Below are 24,094 nucleotides of genomic sequence, written 5' to 3' on the forward strand. Positions count from 1 at the left end.
ATAGCGGCCTGCCGGTTCATCGCCGGAGAGCCGCTATACTGTTTGTGGTTCTTAGTTCAGCGTTGTTAGTTCAGATTGATATCCATCGCATATGCATAGGAAATAATTTGTCCTGTTTTCGTAGCGTTGTATCCTGTCTCCCTATGTGAATAGTTGGATATCTCCGCAGATCCGAAGTTCTTAAACTTCTCATAAATACGTGTAAGAACTTCGATCTCTTCGTCTGAAAGAACTCCTTCAGGAACATCGCATTCGGGAACAACCTGATGATTTTCATACGCTCCATCATAAAACACTTCAATATGAGCAATATGATCTGCTGCCATCTTTCCCAAAATCATATCGAAATTGTCAGGGACCGGTCCATATGGAAGATGGGCATACTTTAATCCGGAAATAGATAATCCGTTTTCTTTATAGAAAATCATATCCGAATAATTGAGCAATTTCATAAGCTTTGTTTTTAACAAGCCCGCACTCTTATGCGCAAAAAACAAAACCATCGCACAGAGTTTTTCATAATCAAATCCCTTAAAGCCGTTTTCCTCACATGGTATCCTGGAAAAGAATAAATCAAAATAGCGCCTGCCTACTCTGAAATCAGTATCCTGCTCCAGTTTATCGACTGTATCAAGCAATTTGACTACTTGTTTTTCCTCAAGAGCAACTTCATTCTCAGTAAGATAGGTGCGCATGTTTTCAGGCTCGCGTAAGAAGAGCAGTAAACTATTGTGTGCTCGATCCTGAACAGCGCCATTCTCATATCTGCGAATAGTCTTGTCGCCCCAGTTTAAGAGCTTTGCAAAACTTCTTTGACTAAGCCCATACTGTTCTCTTATCTTTCTTATTTCCTCCGGTAGGAGAAGCTTATGACGCCTTCTGTATTCATTGTAGGCATTGATGAGTGTCGCAGAATCAAGCTCCTCGTTAAAAAGTTCTTCGCCGCACTCAGCACAGACCATCACCTGGGCATCGACTTCAATGTCTTCTCCGCATACATTAAAGATCTCTTTCCGAGTAATTATCTTAGTTTCAACTTCTCTTCCACATACTTCACAATAATCCATCATTGCCATCACCTCCTTTGCCTAACTATAATCATCCTCATGGAAACTTAGGCATTTGAGGATATCCTTCCCATTTCGATTTTGTATTTTCAATTTCACATAAAACTGTTCGCCATCAACAGTTTTCTTAAACTCCCAAATGTCTCCAGGCTGACTTCTATCAAAGTCTTGCTTAGGCCCCTTGAAGTAATCTCCGACCATTAACCCAAGCATTTCGTCTTTCGCATCTTTAATAGTAAGTCCATGATCTGATAGGGCTTGTAGATTTTTTCCTCTCGGTACAAATACATAATCCCCCGCTGCAATAAGCCTTTTCGCCTGAGCGAGAAATGATGAGATGTCCGATGTGCTCGCTTGATTACTCACTCAGTCACCTCCGTGTACTTTATATTATACTCTTGGATCCTAAAAAGTCAAGGAAAATGCGGTCATATGACCGCATTTCTTATCTAACGTAGAACACATTCAAAATTCCACTATCATAAATCGGCTTAATATGTATTGGCTCTACAGTAAAATCACTCGGCACACTCTTACTTATCCTTCTGACAACTGCTTCTCCATCGGCATTTCGGAGATACAGTTCTCCAAAATCCTTTTTACTAAAATCCACGCTTATAATGCAATCATTGATGTGCTTTCCTCTGCTTCTATCAAGAAAAACCCTGTATCCGTTCAAGACAATGCTATCAAGCAAATTATACTCATCTGATTCATATAGGACGCAGATAACCCGGAGTACTATCTCACAAATAATGTGTCCATAAAATGATTTGAAGTCACTCTGATTCATTCTATGCGCTTTGATAGTGTCCTTCTTTTCTTCATACTCATAGGTTTCAACGTCAGGAACTCTCCTCATAGAAGGCAGTTTCAAGTCCACAGCAAGCATCTTCTTCTTGGGATCATAGAACAAATACTTTTCTGGTTGAACACCAATATAATATCCCTCAATATAGCTGCAATCCTGCTCAATAACCCATGCAAAGAACTCAGCGACTTCACGTGAATCTCCAGATGTGAATAGCTCATTTCTTTTATCTATCGTAGCATTATACTCAGCATTTTTCTTTTCATACGCTGCAGCACGGTCCATATATTCCTGCATACGCTTTTCCAATTCACGCTGAGCATTCTTCTCTGCAGCTAATCTCCTCTTCTTTCTATCTTCGGAAAAGAATTCAACCACGCCGATTTTCCATGGAACCTTAAGATCCCTATTGACTTCTTTCAATGTTGGCGGAGCAGATATGTCTGAATACCTTCGGTTTCTCTTCAACCCATCATAGTAGCGATAAGACGACCATCTTTTAATATAGGACAGCATATGATATCGCAAATTTTGAATCAGCCGCGAGTTTTCTTCATCCATCTGCTGTACATTCTGATATTGTTCAGCAACATACTGTCGGCGCTCCCACTCTGCTTGCTCTTTTTCCCATGCTTTAATCTGCTTCTCGCATTTGTTATTGAGCGCATTTTCGGTAGTCGCTGTTATTTCTATCTCTTCGCCAGTATACGGATTCCGAAGCCACTGTGAAAGCTTCTTGCTATTTGCCATAGGCTTCTCCCTCTCTACAAAGTAGGTGCCGGAAGATTATTCCCGGCACCTACTATTCATAAACACACCGGTTACTTGTCAAATCCAAAATCATCCACTCTAAGCGTCCGGCAATTCTCTGACACCGTGCGGACCGTCTCCGGCGTGAAGCCATCAGGCGCATTCGCACTGACTTCCAGAGAAAGCTCCACCTCACAATTGTCAGTCGTAGACAAATGCGTAATAACTTCGTCCAGATACTTCTGAAGATCCCGGATGACTCTGGTATTATCCAGCTTCACACTCATAAAGAACCTGGTATCCCCGACCTGCTTAGGCTGAACAGTCTCTCCAGAACCAGAGCCAGTTCCTCCGGAAATCTGTTCAGATCCACCGGCAGATGCTGTTGATGTAGAATCATCATTGCCACCGGCGGTTCCAGACTGCTGCTCCTGTTTTTCCTGATTCAGCTGCTTCAGCGCATTGAGCACCTTCACAAGATAGTCACTTGGATACACATCCATAATCGAAGTATCATATCTCAGCCCGGTATACCGTTCATCACTGATAGAAGATGCGATTGCAAATGCCTCATCACTTGCTACGCCAGCACGGATTGTACTCTCCAGTACAGAGAAATTCGCAAGTCTCGGCAGATAGCAATACGTTGTGAGATACTCCCACAGTTTTTTAACCTGAATATGATTGTCATCCTTCCAAAGCAGATTATCCAATTCCATCTTCAGAAGGGACGGTGCCCACTTCGTGATGATCTGTTCATTCTGGATCATCTTTGCTGCTGCCTTGGAGACGATCGGCTCAACGCCTACCAGCCGGTCAGTGTCCCAGATGATGGTCTTCATATCAGCACCACTGTCAATGCTCGGAACGATCAGCCAGCAATACACTTCCTTCAGGCGGCTATTAACAGTTTCATTGCACCTGGAGATATTGCTTGCCGTCTCAGCATTCTGAGCAGCATCCAGATTCAGCCTTGTGCTGTCTGTCTTGATGGATTCCCATGCTAAAAGATCGCTCACAGCCTTCTGAAGGCTCGGAAGCAGCCCTTCGTCCGGTGCAACAAACGCCAGCATATTCCTATAAGTTCTCGGCGCAGTTCCTCTGTTATTCAGAATCTCTTCTGCTTTTGCAAGCGCCTTACAATTCGGCTTATTCTGCTTATATGTATCCGCCGGTCTTAAGACAACCAGTCTTACTGCCTGCTCATCAGACACATCACTTGACGATGCCGGGCAAACATGAAGGCCAGCAAACGGAGTTTCCTTTCGAAGGTCCCTGAGTCTCTTCTCGATCTCATATTCAACATCAGAGCTCGCCATCTGAGAAGAACGATCCGATGCTGTCTTCCGAAGCGTCGGACGGGTATCATACCAATAGCGGTTTCCTGCCGGATCCGCATACAGATACGAAAGCGATCCACGCAGCGTATTCAGAGCATCATTAAAGTCAGCAATGTTTTCACCTGGTTGGATTACTCCAAGGCGAATACGGGATGCCTCAATGCCACGAATACTCTGAGCACGAACCGTAGGAGCACTTCCAAGCATGATCGTTCTGGCGACACGCCTTGCTGCCATCTTCTGCCCATATCTAATCGTCGATTTATCAAGCTGATATGGTACCGCATTCTTACCATCAACCTCAGAATCAATGATGGCATTCCACGTTTCCGGAAGATAACGAACCAGCTCATCCTTTACTGTCGGAATATCCAACGGCAGAGAGCCCGGCATAATCATAGCGCTGGCATCGTTTGCCATCCAAAGTTCATGAATAACTGCTGCCATCAGACGCAGAACGCCACGGGTACGCTGGAAGTGTTCCATTGTTGCCCATTCCTCATACAGACGATCGAATATTTCCGGATGAATCGGATAGCAGGAAATCAAACGATTTCTGTACTCGACTTCTCTTGCATCAATCGGGAAATCACCCTGATTATCCTGATACATCTGGCTGAACGCAGCACAAACCTGATCCCTTTCCTCTGGCTTCTTGCAATCCAGGAAGAGTCTTCTTCTTACGACCTCAAATCCTTCATTTGCTGCTACCGGCTTCCAGATGGATTCTTTACGGCCAAATGTGTGCTCGATTGCTTCCAGTGCCTTCTGGCCGGCATCTCCACCGATTTCAACAGCAGATTCCGGAATCGAAGCTACAACCATACTATTCTTGCTGGCACTTGCCGCTTCTGTTATCTCCTGAATAAAGGAAATGAAATTATCAAAAGAGCCTGAAGGCAGCCCTTCAATGCCATAGATTTTCTTTGCGTAAGCAACCAGCTCGTCCATCAAGATGAGGCAAGGCCCACATGCATCAAACAAGTTTTTCAGGGCAAGGCTTCCCGGTGATACGCCCTTCTTGTCTGCATCCTTTACGTAGTCATAAAGCTTCGGATCTCCTGCAGCAATCGCCAGCTGAGCAGCCATCTCTCCCCAGATCGTATTAATCGTAATCCCCGGAAGGTTGGTCGGTCTCTTTGACCTTGACGGATCCATAGCAGTACCAACCAGTACAGCAACCTTGGCATTCGGCAGTTCTGATACGCCGGCATCTGCCATTACTGCTTTCAGATTCGGTATTTTATCAAGCGGAACCCCGCCACGAGACATATGATACAGCGCCAGCAAGCTGTGTGTTTTACCACCACCGAAAGCGGTCTTCAGCTGCAGGACCGGTTCTCCGTCCTTCCCACCAAAGCGCTTCAGCGCCTGTATCAAAAGTCCCTTCATGCCCTCTGTAACATAAGTACGGGCAAAGAATTCAACTGGATCTCTATATTCAAAAGCTCCTTCGCCTCTGGCAACCTGAGAAAGATCTGCCGCAAACTCAGCGTTCAAATATCTTCCCTGTGCCACATCCGGATGAGGCTCTATGATCTCACGCCAACTCGGAAGCTTAGATCCATTGATCCTTGTAAGAACACCGACCTCTTCCTTTTTCTTTTTTGCCGGTGCCTGCGGCTCAGAATTGCCCTCGGTAACTGTGGTGGACCCCATGCTGGTTCCATACCTCAGTTCTCTGAGAATCGTGCGGATTTCCTCTGCCCCCTGCAGGTCAAAGTCAGCACAAAGCCGCGCCATCGTATCGAGAGCTCGTTCAGCATCATCCTTCGGCATATCCTGAGATCCGGCGTGCGAAACCACATTACGAACGCCCATAAGCTCTGTTGCCCATGCTCTCCTATCTCTAGCAAGATGGCGTCTGAAAAGTGGGCCCCACTGTCTGTCCAGTAAGCGGAGACAATTGGCCACATCCAGAGAATCCACCAGTTCTCCCCATTCTCCGGAAGTTGGGAGATCCCATCCCTGCTCACCGATAGATGACAATACTTCCTGCCACCATCCGTCTTTGTACTCCCGACTCATCTCCTGCGCTATGTACGCAGCCATCAAAGGATGAAGAATCCGGAATCCCTTCTGTACATACTCAAGATTCTCTGCCATGATCTGTTTCCTCCTCACTTACGGCTTTCGATGCTTCCTCGTAATACGCAGAGATCAGCGTATCAATTTCCTGTTCTATGATTCGGGATGCCATATGCGGCTTCATACTGGAACCGTCCGCATCCAAAACCTGCTTATTTCTTGTGTATATATTTAATGCTCGGCCGACAACTGATGCTCTTAGATCCATTATCCCGACCTTACTGCTTGTTTCTTCAATCAGTGTTGGCACTTCTCTTTTCACAGCCGCGACAAAGGAACGCCTGGTAATCTGCGAACTATCCTCTTTCTTCTTCCGCAGAACCACTGTAACCGGAATGCCTCTTGATTCAGCCAGTTCAATACTTTCTTCGTACTTCCTTCCCAAAGGCCAGGATGCTGTAACAGAAAAGCCTGCATTACATACAGCATCAATGAAATACTCCCATTCGCTGAGTTCTTCATTGTCTGAAGAATTGTTTCCCTTATAAATGAATCCGACCAATGACGGAAAGTCTGCTGATGCGCTTACATATAGATTCTTCACTGCTACACCTAAGCTCTCTCCGTAAATCATGTCCGCCTTCTTTTTATCACCCCCATATCGGTGAGAGAATGCGGTCATATCTTCCTGCTTTGGAGAAATATCTCCTGAGAAGTAGGTTGGATAAAGGTCTCCCAGTCCATACTTCATCCACACATAGAAGAAATCTGAAAGATCTGAATAGCTTGCCCTGTCGTAGTACGGCAAAGTTGTAACTATCATTGCATCCTTCACATCATTTGGCATGACTGCGTCGGCAACCTTTGTAATCCCATCAACACCGGCAGGCAAAAGAGCAAGGGTATCACATGTTCGTGACAAAGCGTTTGCGAAGCTTCCTCCGGCCCCTGCAAAAGGATTTCCTTCGGCATAATCCCATATCATTGGCATCGCTGCCCTGGAAAAGACATTTCTGAGTGAGCCACCACTGCTTGTACTCCAGCTGCATATATTGGAACACCGATCAAGTAGCTTACTGATTGTGAGTATCAGCGTAATCCTAACAGCTTCCGCATATGCAAGTGCGCCGCATCCACCATCTGCAAATGTGATTCCGTCATCAACAAAGCCCTTTTCTAATGCATCCTTTTCGATGTCCGATTGCATCTCTTTCGCCAGATCCATCATTGATGTGATGAATACTAACTGCCGGTTCGTAAATAAATCTGCATAATCTGTCAATCCAAACGAAGGCGGAGAGAATCTCTTCGGAAAATTCGGCAGGTCCCCATGAGGGACATTCTTCGGGGTATTAACTTGCGCAGCTTTCTCTTGCTCTGTAGTCGCTTCCAGGTACAATCGCTTCTTTCCATTGTCTGCTACGACTGCGATCAGCTGACTGTCAATGCTATGTTTAATTCCGCATTCTTTCACATAAGCATCTGGAGTGATCTCTCCGCAAGCTGGGCACTTAAATACTGCTGTTTGTGCGACCTTCGGTTTAAGCTTTCCTCCAGGATTAGGTTCCCTGTGCATCTTAAAGGATATCTTTCCTTCTTCAACAACAGGCTCTACCCATGCTTCGCTGCCTTTCTTCTTTGCAAGGTCATAGCTGGAAGAAAGAGGAATATTGCACCCACATGACGGATTCGGGCATTTGACAGTTCTCGCCCAGATCCAAGCAGATACATCCAGTTCCTTATCACTTTCCGGATCCTTCACCTTCGGATATAGATACCCAATCTTCTGGAACGCTTTCTCCTGTAGCTTTTCTCCATAATAGCGGACATCCTCAGCAAATCCGGAAGCGCCTGGGAGCTCTATATCCAGCGTCATTTCAGTTCTCGGATGTACCGGAACTGTATCCGAGAACCGTGACGGAATGTCAGAAACCACTGTGGTAATCATTCCGGCCACAGCATTCAGATCGGAGGAACGACTCCTTAATCCAAGTCGATGTGCCTCAACCGGAATGGTGCCGCCTCCCACAAAAGGATCAAACACTGTTGGCAGTTGCCCGGATGCATTCCTCTGAATCTCCTTTAGGGCAATCTCTAATATATCTTTTCTATCTGCGCTCTCTATCTCAGACAGAGATTCTGCAATTCGTAACAGCCTCTCCCTTTCTGTATCCTGCTCATCCTTTGTCGGAAACAATTCCGGATGCTCTGCAGGATCATCAACCAGAGATTCAAATATGGAAGTACGAGCAACAGCCATAGGATCCCGCGTCCACCAAATATGAACATTCGATGGCATCCCATTCCTGGCAGTCTTTTCCCTTTCTGTCTCTGTGTTGATTTTGGAAACAGGTATGACTGTTTCGATCAACTTCTTATATGGCATAAACACCACCTCATGTTAATTGTTATTGTTCATAAAGTCCTCCAAAGTAAGCTGCTGAGGAACAATTGCTTTCAATTCTGCAGCTCTGGACTGAATCTCCGGCCATGCAACGACCAAAGCATTGTAGGCATACGCTTCCTGAGCCCACTTCTTTCTTTCAGCAATGGTATAAAGGCGATATGCCAGATCCTTCGCCCGTTCTGCGTTGGATCCGTACATATTGGCAATTGCTACTGCACAGCCTTCAATGCCTTCCTTCTCCATCTTGTACGTCAGTTGCTGGCACAGAAGCCAGATGCTACTCTCGTTGGAATCTATTCTGGTTGGCAATTCCGGACGCTCAATCAGATGGACTTTTCCTTTTTGGGCATAAAGTGTTCCGTGGGAAGCCATGATTGCAACAGATGTATTCTTTGCCGTCGCAAGAGTATTGGCATCGCCGAATGGGATCTCATTGAAGGCACTCTGCGAATAGAGATCAACACAGAAACGGCTCTCCGTATCCAAATCGCTATCCTGTTCATTAAAATATAAGTCTAGTTCCTGATTAATGATTTGCAATGCACTTCTAACAGTCATAGGTGTACCATCTGCATCGAGTACCTGAGAATATTTAGAGTATACGCCTATGCCTGGTCCAATTGCCGACTGGGCCAAGTCCACAGGTGCTATATTACTACTCTGAAGATTTCTAAGAGCGGGTTTTAATTCTCTTTTTAATTCATTGATAAAATTTCTTCGGGTACAAACAGATGCATCGCTTGGTCTTTTGCGACAAACCAAGACAATAGATGATGCTAGCGCATTCTGGCCATTACCAACAACTCTTCCTTGTTTTTCAGTTCTTATAGGCCAAGTTCCCGTTATGGAAAAGCCCGCCCTAATTATTGCGGACAGCATTATTTCCCAACCGGTTGACGCTTGCGTCCCTTCTTCATCCGTTTTTTCAGTATCGCTCTGCTTAAATGCATAATAAATGGTTACAGGATATTCATCGCCGCTATATTCATATACTTGACTAAATGTCTCATACATGCCATCTTCAAAGAACTTCTTTGCTCCAGCAATGCCACGATCTTCCCTATATGGGTCAGCCACCAATTCTTCTTTTTTAGGAACTAACATTGTCCTAAACAACTCTGGATAAATACCTTGAATATTTTTTCTCAGCCATACATAGAAGAAATCCGAAAAATCCGCATATGGAACATTGTTATAATATGGTGGATCTGTTGATACTAGGATGTTTCTCATTCCGGTATCTGTTTGTGCATCAAATTGTTTTGCAACTCCTTCTTTTCCTGTCCCAAGCAATTCAAAGCCTTTCACCATCCTCTCAAGGAGATTATTGAAACTTCCGGTTGAGTGACTGAAAAGATTACATTCTGCATAATCCCAAGCCATTGACATTCCCGTCATTCCAAAAGTGCTTCTCATTTGTGTATTAGGGGCATTCCAGCTACAAATCGAAGAACTATGCTGTAGCACCTGATCAATTAAAAATGCCATATAAACCACTATTGCATTTTCATAATCTGCCAAATTGAAATTTCTATAAAGAGGGTTATCACTCACAAATGACGCATCTTCGTGAATATTTGATTTTATTTCATTTAAAGCATTGCACATTTCAACAAGCGTATTAAGCTGTCGATCTGTAAATATTGATTCTATAGTAGTGAATCCATATGCAGGAGGATTAATATAGCCAGGATAATGTGCTAAATCTCCCAATTCTATTTCGGGCCGCTTTACTGAGCTTGCTGCAGACTGTTGTTCGTCATCAGGCGTTATAAATAATCGTCCTCTCTGTCCTTCAGCCACTACGGCAATCAGCCTATCTCCAATCCCCCCAGCTTTTCCTTGTATACGAATATCTGCCAAGTCAACACTAGAACCACAAAATACACATTTTGCACCAGTGCGACTTATGGTTCCATCTACTTTACTCAGCCCTTTTTTCACAATAAATTTAAGGCTTCCTGTAGATGTATCACATTCCACATGTGCTTCTTTTCCCTTTTTCTTAGAAATATTAAAATTCCTAATCAGGGGCATTTCCTTTTTACATGCTGGATTTGTACAAGTACAAGTTCTTGCCCATAACCATGCTATGACTGTCGCATCCCCGCCTCCCATTTCTTTAGGAACAATCACTTTAGGATAATAACTTCCAACTTTGTCAAAGCATTTATCCCTAAGAAGATTTCCATAGTACTCCACATCGCTAGCCAATCCTTCCGAACGTGACCAGACTTCACCAAATTTCTGAACAGTACTTCTCGGGTTTATTGGAGGCATGCCAGAAAATTTCACAGGGATTTCTATCATGGATTTGTTAATAGTTACAGCAACAGGATTGAGGTCATGAGCATGTGCCTCAAGGCCCAGTCGCTGTGCCTCAAGAGGTATTGCTCCTCCACCTGCAAAAGGATCCAATAAAGCCGGAATGTTTCCATGAGAATATCTCAAAATCTCTTCTCTTGCTCTCCCAAGGATTTCTGTATTGTTAGAATTTTCCCAAACAACAAGATCTTCTAGTACTTTAAAAAGCCTCTGCCGTTCTTTATTCTGATCCTCTTCAGTTGGAAAGAGTTCCGGATGTGATGATGGATCATCAACCAATGATGACCAAATCACAGCTCGTGCCGCTGCAAGCGGACGCCTGGCCCACCATAAATGAAGTGTAGATGGATGACCGTGTCTAATTGACTTTTCTCTTGCTGATGCATCATTTATCTTCTCAAGAGGCAATGCGACCTCAATCAGCTTTTTTGTTGCCATACTGTTTCTCCTCACTCTTGGTACTCAATTTCTGCGTTATTGATCAGGTCAACAATGTCGAAGTTCACGCTTGTCGCTGTGAAATCCGGTGCATTTTTAAACGGCTTCTTCAAATAGACGGTTCTTGTCTTATCTCCATCCACTTCAACGATTGCAAGGATGAATTCATCCGGCTTATTCAGACAGGTCAGAATCTCATTCTTGGATACCGTTACTGTAGTGGAGCCCTTCTTACGGCCTTTTACCTCTATCATTCGAAGCGCCCTTGCATATGCTCTTATCCGCTCCGGAATTCGGGATTCGACATCATAACCGCATTTGGCAGCACTAACATCAGTAGGCGTATTGCCTAACCTTAACTCAATGTCCATGACCGCCTTCATTGCTGCATGTTCTACAGCCTGCCGGTCTCCCTGGCTGAATGTGTCAGGTGTTGCCTGATGCGTCAGGATATGAAGCAAGCCTTTGGGAATGACAAGAGATCCGCCTACTATAACTGGCGGCATTGCAGATATCATTCGCTCAGTATCTATTTCGGCAAGCCGTTTCTGCATCCTGGCTTCAAGTTCCTCCGCGCGTCTCGCAGCATTAGCTGATGTCAGTCGTTGATTTCCTTTGCCTGCTGCCTCTTTCTCGCGAAGATCAATTGCTCTGAAATCCCAATACTGAATCTCCTGTGTCATTCGATCCTTAACAGCCTTAGCGATCTTATCCAGCATCTCCAGTTTATGTGCCTTGACTCTTGTGAAATGCTCCGGAATGATTTCGGAGATCGCATACCCCTGAGCACGTTCTTCGACTCCCTGAGACAGCCATGCCTGAGATTTCGCATAATCCAGAATAGCTTTGGTTTCCTCTTCCGAAGCAGCACGATAATCCAGGTATGGAGCATATCCTGCATTCTTCGCAGTTCCGTCTTCTTTCAACTCTACAAAATGTACATTCTTTGAAATGACGCGCTTATTCCCGTTTGGAAGAATCACTCCATCCTGAATGGCATCCTCAATATAGAAAAGCAGCCTCGGATCCCTTCCATAATCCTCATCATCGATGAAGATGGATCCATGCTTCAGCGCATCAGCATTTCTCTCTCTTATCAGATCTACCGTTGCATCCAGGAGCAGATGTCCTGGGCAGATCAATGAAGCCGGCACAAGTCCCGGAATATTACAGTCATCTTTTTCAAAGCAGATTCGTTCATATCTCGGAAGTACTGACTCTCCGAATCCAATCTGCATATCTCTATTACGAATGGCAAAAGGCACCGATGTAATCTCGTACCTTCCATGCTCTCTCTTGTGAATTTTTCCACCAAGAGATTTGAATGCTTCGATAAAGAACGCTTCAATAAAGTGAGGCTGAAGCTTATGTGCCTCTACACGTTCCATCTCTTCCTTGATCTCCATTACCTTGGAGACGTCCATCGAATCCTCTGTGAGAGCATTCTCAGAGATCAGTTCTCTGAACTTATCTGTATTCATTGAATGATCCACTACCTGCCACAGCCGCTCACGCACCTTTGGGTCATTTCCGTAACGGATAGCTTCAATAAGCAGTTCCCTAAGAGGCTTATTCTCAAATGTCATATCGCCAAGGATATCAAATACCTTGCCGCCTAAGGCAGCTCTTTCCTCTTCCAGCTTATTGAACAGACACTGGAAGACCATACCCTCTCTTGTTTCCTGGGATACCAGATTCCAAAGATGGCAGACCTCTGTCTGACCGATACGGTGAATACGCCCAAATCTCTGTTCCAGTCGATTCGGATTCCAAGGCAAATCATAATTGATCATCAGGTGAGCACGCTGCAGGTTGATACCTTCACCGGCAGCATCTGTTGCAATCATGATACGGACATTCTTATCCTGGCGGAACATTTCCTCCACCTTCCGGCGTTCATCTCTGAGCATTCCGCCATGTATGGTAACGACGGAATCATCACTGCCAAACAAAGTTCGGATCTTATCCGTCAAATACCGTAGTGTATCTTTATGCTCCGTAAATATAATCAGTTTCTCGCGCTGGCCATCAGCTGTGAACATGCATTCATTGTCCTGAAGCAGTTTTGAAAGTTCGTCCCACTTACGGTCTTCTCCGCTGAGACGTACTTCATTAGCAATCCTTTCCAGACGCTTAAGAGTCCTGATTTCAGCCTCCAACTCTTGAATGGTTCGAGCCGCAGATGCCTGATCTGCTACATTCTCTTCTTCTCTTTCGATTTCTTCTGAGGAATAATCGTCATCATCATAATCCGCATCATAATTGATGGAAGATCTGTATTCCTCAGCTCTCTTTCCAAGCTTTTCTTCATTCAGCCTGTTTTCCAGCCGTTCCCTTCTTCTGTGCAGGGACTGATAGATAGCCTCAGGTGATGAAGCAAGTCTTCTCTGCAAAATAGTCAACGCAAAGCCAACCGTGTTCTTCCGCTCATTTGAAAGCTGATCAGCACGGTTAAACTCCTCCTGCACATAGGATGTTACTTCGTGATATAGCACTGACTCCTTCGGAGACAGATCATAATTTACAGTATATGCACGGCGCTCCGGGAACAGAGGTGTACCGTCAAACTTCAGCAGATCTTCCTTAACCAGTCTTCGCATAACATCCGAAACATCGATTGCCTGATTACTTGTTCTCTGGGCACCGGCAAATCGCTCCGGATCTATCAAAGACATAAACAGTTGGAAATCTTCATCTTTGCCATTATGAGGCGTTGCCGTCAGCAGCAGAAAATGCCTGGTTATATCAGAAAGAAGCCTTCCCAATAAGAACCTCTTGGTATACTTGACTTCTCCGCCCCACACAGTAGCAGACATTTTATGGGCCTCATCGACTACAATCAGGTCCCATTCTGTCACCTTGAGCTTCTCCTGAAGCGCCTCATTCCTTGCCAGCTTATCCAACCTGACGATGCACAGATTTACCTCTTCAAAGACATTCCCGCTTACAGCCGCTTCAAACCGGTCATTGGTGAGAATTTCAAATTTCAGATGGAACTTGCTGTAAAGCTCATCCTGCCACTGTTCAGAAAGGCTTCCAGGAGATACGATCAGGCATCTCTTAAGATCGCCGCGGATGATTAATTCCTTAAGCAGCAATCCGGTCATGATCGTCTTTCCTGCTCCCGGGTCATCTGCAAGAATATATCTGAGCGGCAAACGTGGCAGCATCTCCTGGTATACAGCAGAAATCTGATGAGGCAATGGCTCAATGGATGATGTATGCACAGCCAGATACGGATCAAAGATGTGAGCAAGATTGATCCTGTACGCCTCTGAAGCAAGGCGCACTGTATCGCCATCCGCGTCGAAGCTCCACGGAAGATTAGCATCCTGCACCTCAAGTCTTGCCTCATCTTCTCGGTACAGGAGCTGATTTGCAAGAAGTCCCTGGCTGTTCTTATATGTGATCTCAAGCACAGAGCTGCCAAACCATTTAACAGCAACTACCTGTACCGATTCATTATTCACAAGACCATTGACGCTGCAGCCAACAGTCAGTTCTTCAAGCTTTGACATATAATGTCAGTCCTTTCATCTACTTATTTCTGTTCCGTGGCATTTTTATCCGTAGTTTCAGCCACTTCAACCATCTCCATGATTTCTGAGAAATCGCACTCAAGAGCATTACAAATCTTCACCAGAACATCTGTCGTAATATTCGCGTTTTTCCCTAGCTTTGCAAGCGAAGCGGTGCTGATTCCGCTTTCCTCCTTCAGTTTTGTGCGATTCCACTTCTTATCAATCAGTTTTTTCCAGAGCTTATCGTAACTTATGGTTTTTTTCATGGCTCTTTCCTCTATCATTTCACATACAATACTTGTTACTCTTCTTCAGGATTTCTTACACTTTGCAGGAATCCATACCGCCCCTGCTCTTCATCCATCGTAAACGTTATCCTATTAGCATTCTGATAATTTACTGTCTCCGGGAGCTCATTTTCAGCCACGATCAGCTGATTATTGCCACAATGATCGATAATGTATTGGATCAACGATTCCCTCATTCCTATTGTGGCCTTCTCGCTTTCTTTGATGCTGTACTTCTTTTCCTTCAGAGACAGGATTGGCGAATCCAACACAAGAAAATGTGCCGCATACTTTCCGCTGCTCTCAAGGTACTTCATCAGGTTGAAAAGCATTATCGTATTAAGAAATGCCCGATATCCTTTACCCTGGTTTTTCTTATGTCTTCCCCCAACAACAACATCAGCTGTATTAATGTTCAGATATGACTCTGGCTTTCCGGTATAAGCGCAATCTTTTATCATTTCATTGACGGACTCACTCAAGTCCTTCCAGATATTTTTATCAAAGTTCTTCTTTGCATCAAACTTTGTCGCAGTCTCATCCTCTTCATTTTCCTTCTCGAAGACATCTGTTCCCAATTCCGTTGACATATATGCAATGGACTGCAGTTGCTGCCTTACATGCTGAATTCTACGGAACTCTGCGACAGCAGCTCTGAGCTCTGCAGCATGAGGTCTGAGATTTTGATTCAACAGTTTTGTAATATTACTGTTCTGAGCATTTAATGCCTTCAGCGTTTCTTCAAGTTCTTTTATCTCTTTTCTGGTATCTGTCTCCGTTACTTCCAGATCACCCAATTGCAGTCTGATACGTGCAAGCTCGGATTTAGCAGATTCAACGTATGAAGTACGATCCTCTTCCTCGGCATCCATCTCATGCCCGCAGAACGGACAATTATCCTTGTGATGAATGGTCTTCCCCTTAGCGTCGCCATCCACGATAAAATTCAATCTCTTAATATCAGACATATATTGTGAATGGAGTGCCCGGTATCTATTGCCCAGGAATCTGGCTTCCTGAAGCTTTGCATTCACTTCATATATTTGTGCAAGTAACTTCCGGCTTTCCTCAGAAGCATCGACAATCTGCCTTTCAACCTTTTCTATTTCAGCCACAAACTCGTCTATCTTGGCATCAATATCTACGCCATCATCAGCAGCCAAAGCTTCTTCGAGCTGTTCCTTCTGTTTTGACAAGTCCGCTATCTTCTGATTCAGGTAACTAATGACCCCTGCCTTCCGGGTAGCTCTCTTCTCTAGCTCCTCAACGCTGATTTTGGGCAGGAAACGGTTTAAATCATCGGCTGTAAGGAGATAGATAAGCGAAGTCAGACTCTTGGTAATCTTGGAATGATCCGGATTATCAAGCGGAGTTCGCTTTTCAAATATATTTTCTTCACTCAGGAAGAAGAAATGAAAGATAGTTCGAATAGTCATTTCTTCATCCGTCGGTGCCTGCGTTGCGATAATTTTAGGGACTTTATCGATACCTATAAGACTCAACAGTAACGTGCTGTATTCCCCGTTACCAACTTTATATTCGTCTTTGTCTACTCCTGGAAAATCAGAGTATACTTTTACAACGTTCGATCCCTTATCACCGCTGCTTCCGTCTTCTATCTTTCTTTCAGCCTTAAATGAATAACCATCGTCAGACTCCATTTCCAGCATGACAGTGTCGTAACCGGTATCATCTTTTGAAAAAGGTACCTCTTTCCCGGCAAACATGAAGTCAATACAGCCAATAACATAAGACTTTCCCGTATTAGAAGGTCCTTCAATAAAATTAACGCCATCCTTAAATGGTACTGATGAATACTCAACCTTCTCTCCGGAGGCAGCAATCTTTGTAATATAAAATCTGCTCATTGATGACCCTCCTGTCGATAAGATTTTCCGCCGAGCTTAAATATCTCTGCAATCAGTGATCTCTCGGACTTTCCTTTTGTTGCATTAATGACAGATTTTGCGGCTTTTCTGTACTCACGAGCATATTCACTCGTTAGAGCACCACAGTAGTCCTCCCCCTCCGGGGTGATGATATATGATAGACCATCCTTGTAGCTGACAGCCTCTGCAGTACCGTTCAAAACAAGTTCCTTTAATGCTTTCTTTACAAGATCCCTTTGCGAAGCAAACTCACTAAATTTCAGGTCATTATCGCCGTTAAGATTCTGCTCTGATAAACCAAACGGCTCACTGTATATCGTCATAAAATCCACCGCATAGAGCATATCCTGCGTCTGCGGCATATCATATTCATCCAGCAATAACAGCAGGCGTAAAGAGTTTTCAAACGTTGAATTAAACAATCGGTCCATCGTCGTCTCTCACCCACCCTTCTATAGTGCCGTCCTTTACAAGGAAGTGACATACCCCTTTTTTCTGGGGTACACCTACCCAATCTGTATCTCTCAAAAGCCAGCATCTATTCGAATTAAAACCTCGTACTCTTCTCAACACGGCTTTAAGTCGAGCCAGGCCGCTTTCTGCAGGATCCTCATAATCATCCTTGATATATTCATATGTTTCACTTTTCAGCAGGTCGAATTGATCCTCTTTGTCGTAAATATCTCGTGTGCTACGTCTGACAGCCTCTGCAGCAAAATAGTACTTACGCTGTTCTGAAAGATGCTTCTCATACTTCGGATACTCTCCGATTCTATCCATAGGAAAGGCTTTTATGTTTTCTGCTTGAGCATAAGCTGCGGCAAGCGCTGTCGTATATTCGTGCTCTTCTTTGATTATCGTTTCCGGTATTTCCGCATCCTCCAGCGGATGTCTCTTATACTCCTCTAACTCTGTATCCAGCTTGGCCTTTGCCTCAGGTGTAAGGACATTATCTCTGGTAAGAGAATACAGATACACTTGTCCTAAGAATTCATCAAATGTTTCCTTCTTGCCTAATCGAAGAAGCTCATCTTTTTTGCTGTCAGATATTTTACCGTCTGCTTTTATATCTCCCCGAAAATGAAAGATAATTTCTTCTTCCATTCCCGGCATAAAGTGCCGTGTGACATTCTTTTTGAAAAGGCTCCAATTGATGACTTAACTTCAGGATCTTGCGAATGGCCTTTTATGATTCTAAGCGGATTGCCCTGTGGTGCCCTGTTCACAATTTTGCTGGCAGTACCTTTCCCCACTTTGCTTAATGTCATCCCCAACGGTTCAGCTACACCTCTATAAAGAAGCTCTATGAGTTCAGGATCACTGATCTCATCAACAAAAGCATTCTTTATTTCTGCCACTACCGTGGCTAAAACCAGCTCCCGCAATCAGCTCACCTCCTCAAAAAGAAACTTTATGATAACTTTATAGGAACCGCTCTAACCCCTTAAAATACTGACTTTTCAAGGTGTTTCGGATATAATGACAGTGTGGGAAGAGACACTCTCCGAACAAAGCCAATACTCCAAATGACAGTATAGCACAGTTCGGGTGATAAGTAAATAAATTATTTGCGTTCGCAGATAAATATTTCATTTGATTCCCGCTGCAATTCCTACTCCGGGCAGTAGGATCACAACCAAATAACCATTAATGCGTAATGCAGCCTGACCATCGGTGGAAAGGATGCAAACCGAAACGGATTTTCCGTTCGATTTGTATGCCTTCCACCGATTTTATTTTGCGTACAAATCTATAACGTTCACAGCGACATAGTTCGGACCTTCCGTTTCGGCCCTGGGTCGAAGGAGGGCCCGAATTATGTTTCAGAGTAAAAATTTCTCAAGCAACGAAAACCAGAGTAAATACGGAAACAAGAAACCGTACAACAACATTCCGCCAGCAGCGAACGAAGAGCTTGCACCGATGCTCATGACGAAGGAAATGTTCAAAGACAAGTCCATCATCAGAGACAACATCGAGACCTGGAATATCAACGGTCACAAAATCCCCGTAGCTTTCGCTCCTATCCAGGCAGGTACCCTTGATAATTGGATGAGATTCTTCAACGCTCAGGTTCGCACATATATTGCAACCGGCGGCACAGAGGATTTTCTCAAAGAAAATGGTCATGAAGACGATCTGTCTTACAACAAGTTTCAGGACGATGCTGAAGGCGACGAAGATCAGAGTGGTTTTGAACCCGGAGAAACACCTTCTCTCGAAGACACCGTACTTCTCGGTATCATCATCAAGGACCTGATTGCAGAAGTAAAAGGCATCAACCCCAAATATGGCAGAATCCTTGAACTTCTCGGCCAGAACCGTTCAAAAGGCCAGATCCTCGAAGAATTAAATCTGGGCAAAAGCCAGGGATACGCCGATATCAAGGCCGCCCAGAAAATGGCACGAGACCTTTACTATAAAGATTGATTCATTGAGATTGCTGACCGATTAAAATAAAGGGAGAGCGGCATGCCCGGATGCTGCTCTCCTTTTTGCTGTGTGCCTCTATATTCGATTTTATCTCTTAGACAGTCTGCCCTGCATCTGCCACCGGTCGTGGCTCTGTATGCTCCGGACAGCCTGCTTCAAACTATTCGCACGACCGTGCTGGTGATATGGATGCGATGCCTTATGCTTGTGGAATATGATGCATGTTCCCGGTGTCGGATACTCAGGATTATGGATGAACCAGTAATGTCCTGTATTCCGGCTCATAACCGTTACATCAAAGGCATCTGTAAAGATGATGGAGAAATACTTCGGATCCAAAGCAGAAAGGTCTTTCGCATCAAACATAGGCCTTCCCCCTCTCCCGATCCTTTGCACACTCCGCCTGCCGCTCAGCTACAAACTGCGCGTGAAGCTCTTTCTTTTCCTTCAGGAAGCGCTCATGCAGTTTTCTGGTTCCTTTCTCCAGAAATGCCTTTTCTGCTTCGATCAGCTCTTCTCTTTCGGTGTCCAGGCTGATGATGAGCTTGCCATCCTCGCATTTAACCAATACCGGATCTCCGATATGGAAACCGGCAGCTTCCAGCCACTGCCCCATCAACCGAATCGCCGGAACGGATTTGTAGTTGTATCCGCTCTGTGCACAAACCTTCAGTTCCCGTTCGTTCTTTTTTGCCATGTGTTTGTCCTCCTTTTTCAATCGACTATTTTGGCTTGAAACAAAACAAGCTGCAGATCTCGGATCATGTCCGCATCTGCAGCTTATCTATTCAAATTCCTATTCGATTGTGAGGCTGAAACTTAGGTGGTAGAATTCTTCCCTTCGTTCTTGATGCGATAGTAATCTGCCATCTCCACATCAAGCGTAATATAGGACTCTTTCTTCTTACTCTGGGTGTTGCTCAAAAGGCACACCGTCTCCACATGCACCCCCTGGGGGAACATATCTACGGGCTGTACCCGTTCCAGGCGATAACCTCCGGCGCAGAGGGTTTTCAGATCTCTGGCGAGGGTAGCGGAGTCGCAGGAGACATAGACGATCCGGGCGGGACACATGGCGAGCATGGTATCTAAGAGGGCTGTGTCGCAGCCCTTCCGGGGCGGATCAACGACAATGACATCGGCTGGTTCCCCGTGGAACTTATACCACTCCGGCAGGATTTCTTCGGCACTGCCGACGAAGAATTCGGTGTTGGCAAGGTGATTTAAACGGGCGTTTTCGCGGGCATTTTCAATGGCCGCAGGAACGATCTCAACACCGTAGACCTTCTTCGCCTTCTGGGCGAGGAATAAGGAGATGGTGCCGATGCCGCAGTAGAGATCCCAGACAGTCTCGGCGCCGGTGAGGCCGGCGAATTCCAGTGCCTTTCCATAAAGACGCTCGGTCTGAAGCGGATTTACCTGGTAGAACGACTGGGGCGAGATCCGATAGGTCAGCGGGCCGATCCGGTCGGTAATGTAGGGCGTACCACTCAGATAGACCATGTCGCGTCCCAGGATCACATTGGTTTTTTCGCAGTTAATGTTTAAGGAAATTGAAGTCATTCCCGGAATGCTGCAAAGACTCTTCACCAGTGCTTCGCTGTGGGGCAGATGCTTTCCGTTAATGACCAGACATACCATGATCTCGCCGGTATGACAGCCGACACGGATCAGTGCATGACGGATCAGACCTCGGTGCGCAGTCTCATCATAAGGCTCAATGGCATATTCTTCCATAAAGGTACGGATCTTTTCCAGAATCTCCCGGTTCACCGGTGCACCGAGAAGACAGTCCTCGGTCTCTATGATGGAATGGGTCCGGCCGGCGTAGAAACCATAGATGATCCGGCCGTCTTTCGCACGTCCGAAGGGGAACTGGCCCTTGTTGCGGTACCGCAGGGGATAAGGCTCGTTCATGCCGATAATGGGCTCCATGGGCAGAGTTTCCTCCGGAAATCCTCCCAGACGGATCAGGTGATTCTTTACTTTATCCTCTTTATAGCGAAGCTGGCGGGCATAGTCCATGGCCTGAAGCTGACAGCCGCCGCAGGGCGCAGCCGAAGGACAGGCTGGCGTGACGCGGAACGGGGACGGCTCCAGGATCTTTATGAGGCGGCCGAAGCCGTAGGTCTTTTTCGCCTTGATAACCTTTCCCTCGATCCGGTCTCCGATGATGGCATCCTTAATAAAAAGGGTATAGCCATCAACTCTGCCTATACCCTCGCCCTGTTCGCTCATATCTTCAATCATTGTCTGAAATATCTGATTTTTCTCCAAAACAGGTCTCCTATTATTTTTATATATCTGTCGTCATTCTCACATTGGAATCCAGAAGCCGGTTGAATCCCAGCCAGTCTTTATTGTCCGCATTGCTGCGGAACAGTTCCGTCACAGTCTGCAGCTTTGCATCCGTGTTATCGGCAAAATTAAGAGCCATGGCCTCTGCCAGTGCCGGCTTCTTGGGAGAGCCATACTCAAACTCACCGTGATGAGCCAGAATACAGTGCTTGATCTCCGATGCCGTCTTGGCCGGGAAGCCAGGAATGGTCTTAATCTGCTCATCAACCATAATGGTTCCGATAACGATATGCCCCAGAAGCTGGCCATCATCGGTATAATCGTTCTCCGGAAACTCGGAAAGCTCTTTTGTTTTTCCGATGTCATGGAACAGCGCTGCAGCGATGAGAAGATCCCGGTTGAGCACAGAATAACGGGTACAGTAGAAATCACAGAGCTTTGCCACACTGAGGGTATGCTCCAGAAGCCCGCCTACAAATCCATGATGAACCGTCTTTGCCGCTGAATGAGCCTTAAACGTTTTAATAAATGCCGGATCCTCCACAAAGAACCGTTCCGCCAGGGTTCGCAGCTTCTCGTTTTTCAGGCTCTTCACAAAAGCCAGAAGCTCACTGTACATGGTCTCAATATCCTTATCGGAAACGGGAAGATAATCCGAGGGGACATACTCGCCCTCAGAGGCCAGACGAACCCTCCGTACATTTAACTGGAGCGCCCCCTGATAACTGGTCACATCGCCATCGATCTTAATATAATTCAATGGCTCAAAATGATCGATCCCGCCGGATAATTCCCAGATCTTCGCATCAATGGTTCCGGTCTTGTCCTGAAGGATCAGAGAATAATACGTCTTTCCCCCCTTCGTTTTGGCCGTCTGCTTTGCTTTACATAAATATACACCGGAGACCCGTTCTCCTTCGCGCAGTGTTTCAATATATTTCATGTCTTTTCCTCAACTCTCTGCCGTCTACCTGGTTCCCAGGTGAACGGAAAATTCTAACTGGGTATAGCCGTCTCTTCCGGCCCGCTGTGCCTTAATGATCACATCCTGTCCGGGGTTTTTGGTCTCCAGACAGCCCTGGAACATTTTCACAGTCAGGACCTCCTCGCCGTCCACCTCCGTGATCACATCGCCGTTCTGGATCCCACTGTTGTAGGCAGGACCCTCCAGGGTCACATCGGAAACATATACGCCCCTGGGGATTTTGTGCTGCTCGCTGATATCTGATGTCACATCCTGACCGATAATCCCCACATAGGCCATGCCGCCTCCATTGGAAAGGCGCTCGATCGCAGCCTTTAGTCCGGAGATTCCGACAGCAGAGGTATTGGTTCCTGTTGTCTCGTCAGTGATCATGCCGATAACCGCACCATCCATATTTAATACAAATCCGCTCGCTCCGTCTCCGGTGGAAACATCGGTACAAAGCAGCCGTACTTCCATATCTTCTTTCTGAACGCCGGAACGGATATAGGTCAGCATACCATAAGCCACAGATCCCACATAATCCTTGGGACTTCCCACCACGATCACCGGCTGGCCCGCCCTGGCATCAATGCTGTTTCCCAGCGGAACGGCACGCAGACGCCCCCGAACCGTCTCAGCAAGATTGGAAAGAGGCACGCTGACAATGGCGATCCCTGTATGGGCGTCTGCTGCTTTCATGACTGCTGCTGTCCTTTCACCGCCGCTGAACGTCACTTCCACAGTTGTCTCGTTTTCCTGCGCCCGATAAGCAGTCAGGATCAGCACCTCGCTGTCAGTGATGTTCCATACAAGACCGGATTTTTTTCCCTCGGTCTCAATGGGATTATCAAACCAGTCGGCGTCCGCTGTCTGGGTTCTGGTTGTTACCGTCACGATTCCCTGGTTTGCCTCGCCGGAAACGTTGTTCAGCGCCCGGTATAAACTCTGGTAGTCCGATACGCTCCACTGATAGGATTCCACCGCTGACTCCACTGCGTCCTTCAGATCCTCTTCACTGGAAATAGTCTCCGGTGCTTCCGTTTCTGTGGACGCTTCCGTGGTCTCCGATGCCTCATCACGTGGCACATAGATTGGAGTTTCCGGTTCTTTTTTCGCAAACCACTGCTCCGCATGGGGCTTTAAAAGGACAAAGACCATGCAGGAAACAGCGCCGAACACCACCGCCGATGCTACAAGAAGCCCGGCCCAGCGCATCCGGCGTCTTCTGGATTCCATCCGGTTCAGCACGCGTTCACGGACAAAGGAATCCTCCGGTTCCGTCCCGCTTTCCGGTTCCCAGGCAGTTCTCCCGCCGGCTGCTTTGTTCTTCTGCTGTTCTGCTTTTTTCTGTTCTTCGTCACGCTTCTTATCTGCCATAGATCTTCTCCCTGCCGTATTCTTTCTGAAAGTCCGCCCGGTCAGTTGAAAATACTCCGGATCTGTTCTCCGGTTAAAGCACTACTCTTCATTATAGATGATATTCCCGTTTTTTTGAAGTCATTTCCCCCAATTTTTTAACAAAACCAGGGAAAA

Annotated in this window: 18 protein-coding genes; 1 reads left to right on the forward strand and 17 read right to left on the reverse strand. The window is 45.8% G+C overall.

All coding sequences use genetic code 11. The annotated features are described in order from the left end of the window. Positions 1-65: 65 nt before the first annotated feature. The 12 genes from ACTQ3K_RS07125 to ACTQ3K_RS07180 all read right to left on the reverse strand — a co-directional run bounded on the left by ACTQ3K_RS07125 (position 66) and on the right by ACTQ3K_RS07180 (position 18,248). Entirely contained in the window at positions 66-1,076 is a 1,011-nt protein-coding gene (locus ACTQ3K_RS07125) for a type II TA system antitoxin MqsA family protein (RefSeq protein ID WP_441566566.1), read from the reverse strand. A gap of 12 nt (positions 1,077-1,088) precedes the next feature. Continuing rightward, positions 1,089-1,433: a hypothetical protein gene (locus tag ACTQ3K_RS07130; protein ID WP_441566568.1), complete on the reverse strand. Its 345-nt coding sequence runs from the start codon at positions 1,431-1,433 to the stop codon at positions 1,089-1,091. Positions 1,434-1,512: 79 nt separating this feature from the next. Next, complete coding sequence (locus ACTQ3K_RS07135; RefSeq protein ID WP_441566570.1) at positions 1,513-2,628, reverse strand: hypothetical protein; 1,116 nt, start codon at positions 2,626-2,628, stop codon at positions 1,513-1,515. Between the two features lie 71 nt (positions 2,629-2,699). After that, positions 2,700-6,074: a DUF499 domain-containing protein gene (locus tag ACTQ3K_RS07140; protein WP_441566572.1), complete on the reverse strand. Its 3,375-nt coding sequence runs from the start codon at positions 6,072-6,074 to the stop codon at positions 2,700-2,702. Then, a complete protein-coding gene (locus ACTQ3K_RS07145; protein WP_441566574.1) occupies positions 6,058-8,382 on the reverse strand; it encodes a DUF1156 domain-containing protein in 2,325 nt (774 codons plus the stop codon). Before ACTQ3K_RS07145 ends, ACTQ3K_RS07140 begins: the two co-directional genes overlap by 17 nt. A gap of 15 nt (positions 8,383-8,397) precedes the next feature. Next, complete coding sequence (locus ACTQ3K_RS07150; protein WP_441566576.1) at positions 8,398-11,166, reverse strand: DUF1156 domain-containing protein; 2,769 nt, start codon at positions 11,164-11,166, stop codon at positions 8,398-8,400. 11 nt (positions 11,167-11,177) lie between these two features. Further along, a complete protein-coding gene (locus ACTQ3K_RS07155; protein ID WP_441566578.1) occupies positions 11,178-14,684 on the reverse strand; it encodes a helicase-related protein in 3,507 nt (1,168 codons plus the stop codon). A 23-nt stretch (positions 14,685-14,707) separates the two neighbouring features. Further along, a complete protein-coding gene (locus tag ACTQ3K_RS07160; RefSeq protein ID WP_441566580.1) occupies positions 14,708-14,953 on the reverse strand; it encodes a helix-turn-helix domain-containing protein in 246 nt (81 codons plus the stop codon). A gap of 35 nt (positions 14,954-14,988) precedes the next feature. Next, complete coding sequence (locus tag ACTQ3K_RS07165; RefSeq protein ID WP_441566582.1) at positions 14,989-16,842, reverse strand: AAA family ATPase; 1,854 nt, start codon at positions 16,840-16,842, stop codon at positions 14,989-14,991. Then, the gene (locus tag ACTQ3K_RS07170) at positions 16,839-17,294 is read right to left on the reverse strand and encodes an ABC-three component system middle component 2 (RefSeq protein ID WP_441566584.1); all 456 of its coding nucleotides are present in this window, start codon (positions 17,292-17,294) and stop codon (positions 16,839-16,841) included. The genes ACTQ3K_RS07165 and ACTQ3K_RS07170 overlap by 4 nt, the downstream gene beginning before the upstream one ends. Next, a complete protein-coding gene (locus ACTQ3K_RS07175) occupies positions 17,278-17,967 on the reverse strand; it encodes an ABC-three component system protein (RefSeq protein ID WP_441566586.1) in 690 nt (229 codons plus the stop codon). Before ACTQ3K_RS07175 ends, ACTQ3K_RS07170 begins: the two co-directional genes overlap by 17 nt. Next, positions 17,928-18,248, reverse strand: coding sequence for a hypothetical protein (locus ACTQ3K_RS07180; RefSeq protein ID WP_441566587.1), 321 nt, complete (start codon positions 18,246-18,248; stop codon positions 17,928-17,930). Before ACTQ3K_RS07180 ends, ACTQ3K_RS07175 begins: the two co-directional genes overlap by 40 nt. A 433-nt stretch (positions 18,249-18,681) precedes the next feature. On the opposite strand from ACTQ3K_RS07180, the gene ACTQ3K_RS07185 reads away from it, so the two are divergent. Next, positions 18,682-19,293 (forward strand): hypothetical protein, encoded by a 612-nt coding sequence (locus tag ACTQ3K_RS07185; RefSeq protein WP_441566589.1) that lies wholly within the window; start codon positions 18,682-18,684, stop codon positions 19,291-19,293. 90 nt (positions 19,294-19,383) lie between these two features. On the opposite strand, the gene ACTQ3K_RS07190 is transcribed toward ACTQ3K_RS07185, so the two are convergent. From ACTQ3K_RS07190 to ACTQ3K_RS07210, 5 genes are all read right to left on the reverse strand, one after another. Further along, entirely contained in the window at positions 19,384-19,662 is a 279-nt protein-coding gene (locus ACTQ3K_RS07190) for a hypothetical protein (protein WP_441566590.1), read from the reverse strand. Then, complete coding sequence (locus tag ACTQ3K_RS07195) at positions 19,655-19,993, reverse strand: SymE family type I addiction module toxin (RefSeq protein ID WP_441566592.1); 339 nt, start codon at positions 19,991-19,993, stop codon at positions 19,655-19,657. The genes ACTQ3K_RS07190 and ACTQ3K_RS07195 overlap by 8 nt, the downstream gene beginning before the upstream one ends. A 122-nt stretch (positions 19,994-20,115) precedes the next feature. Continuing rightward, entirely contained in the window at positions 20,116-21,573 is a 1,458-nt protein-coding gene (rlmD, locus tag ACTQ3K_RS07200; RefSeq protein WP_441566594.1) for a 23S rRNA (uracil(1939)-C(5))-methyltransferase RlmD, read from the reverse strand. Positions 21,574-21,592: 19 nt separating this feature from the next. Next, positions 21,593-22,537: a 3'-5' exoribonuclease YhaM family protein gene (locus ACTQ3K_RS07205; RefSeq protein WP_441566596.1), complete on the reverse strand. Its 945-nt coding sequence runs from the start codon at positions 22,535-22,537 to the stop codon at positions 21,593-21,595. 24 nt (positions 22,538-22,561) lie between these two features. Further along, entirely contained in the window at positions 22,562-23,938 is a 1,377-nt protein-coding gene (locus ACTQ3K_RS07210) for a S1C family serine protease (protein ID WP_441566598.1), read from the reverse strand. Between the last annotated feature and the right edge of the window lie 156 nt (positions 23,939-24,094).

This window comes from Candidatus Paralachnospira sp. LCP21S3_A2 (assembly GCF_052118925.1).
Taxonomy (GTDB): Bacteria; Bacillota; Clostridia; order Lachnospirales; family Lachnospiraceae; genus Lientehia.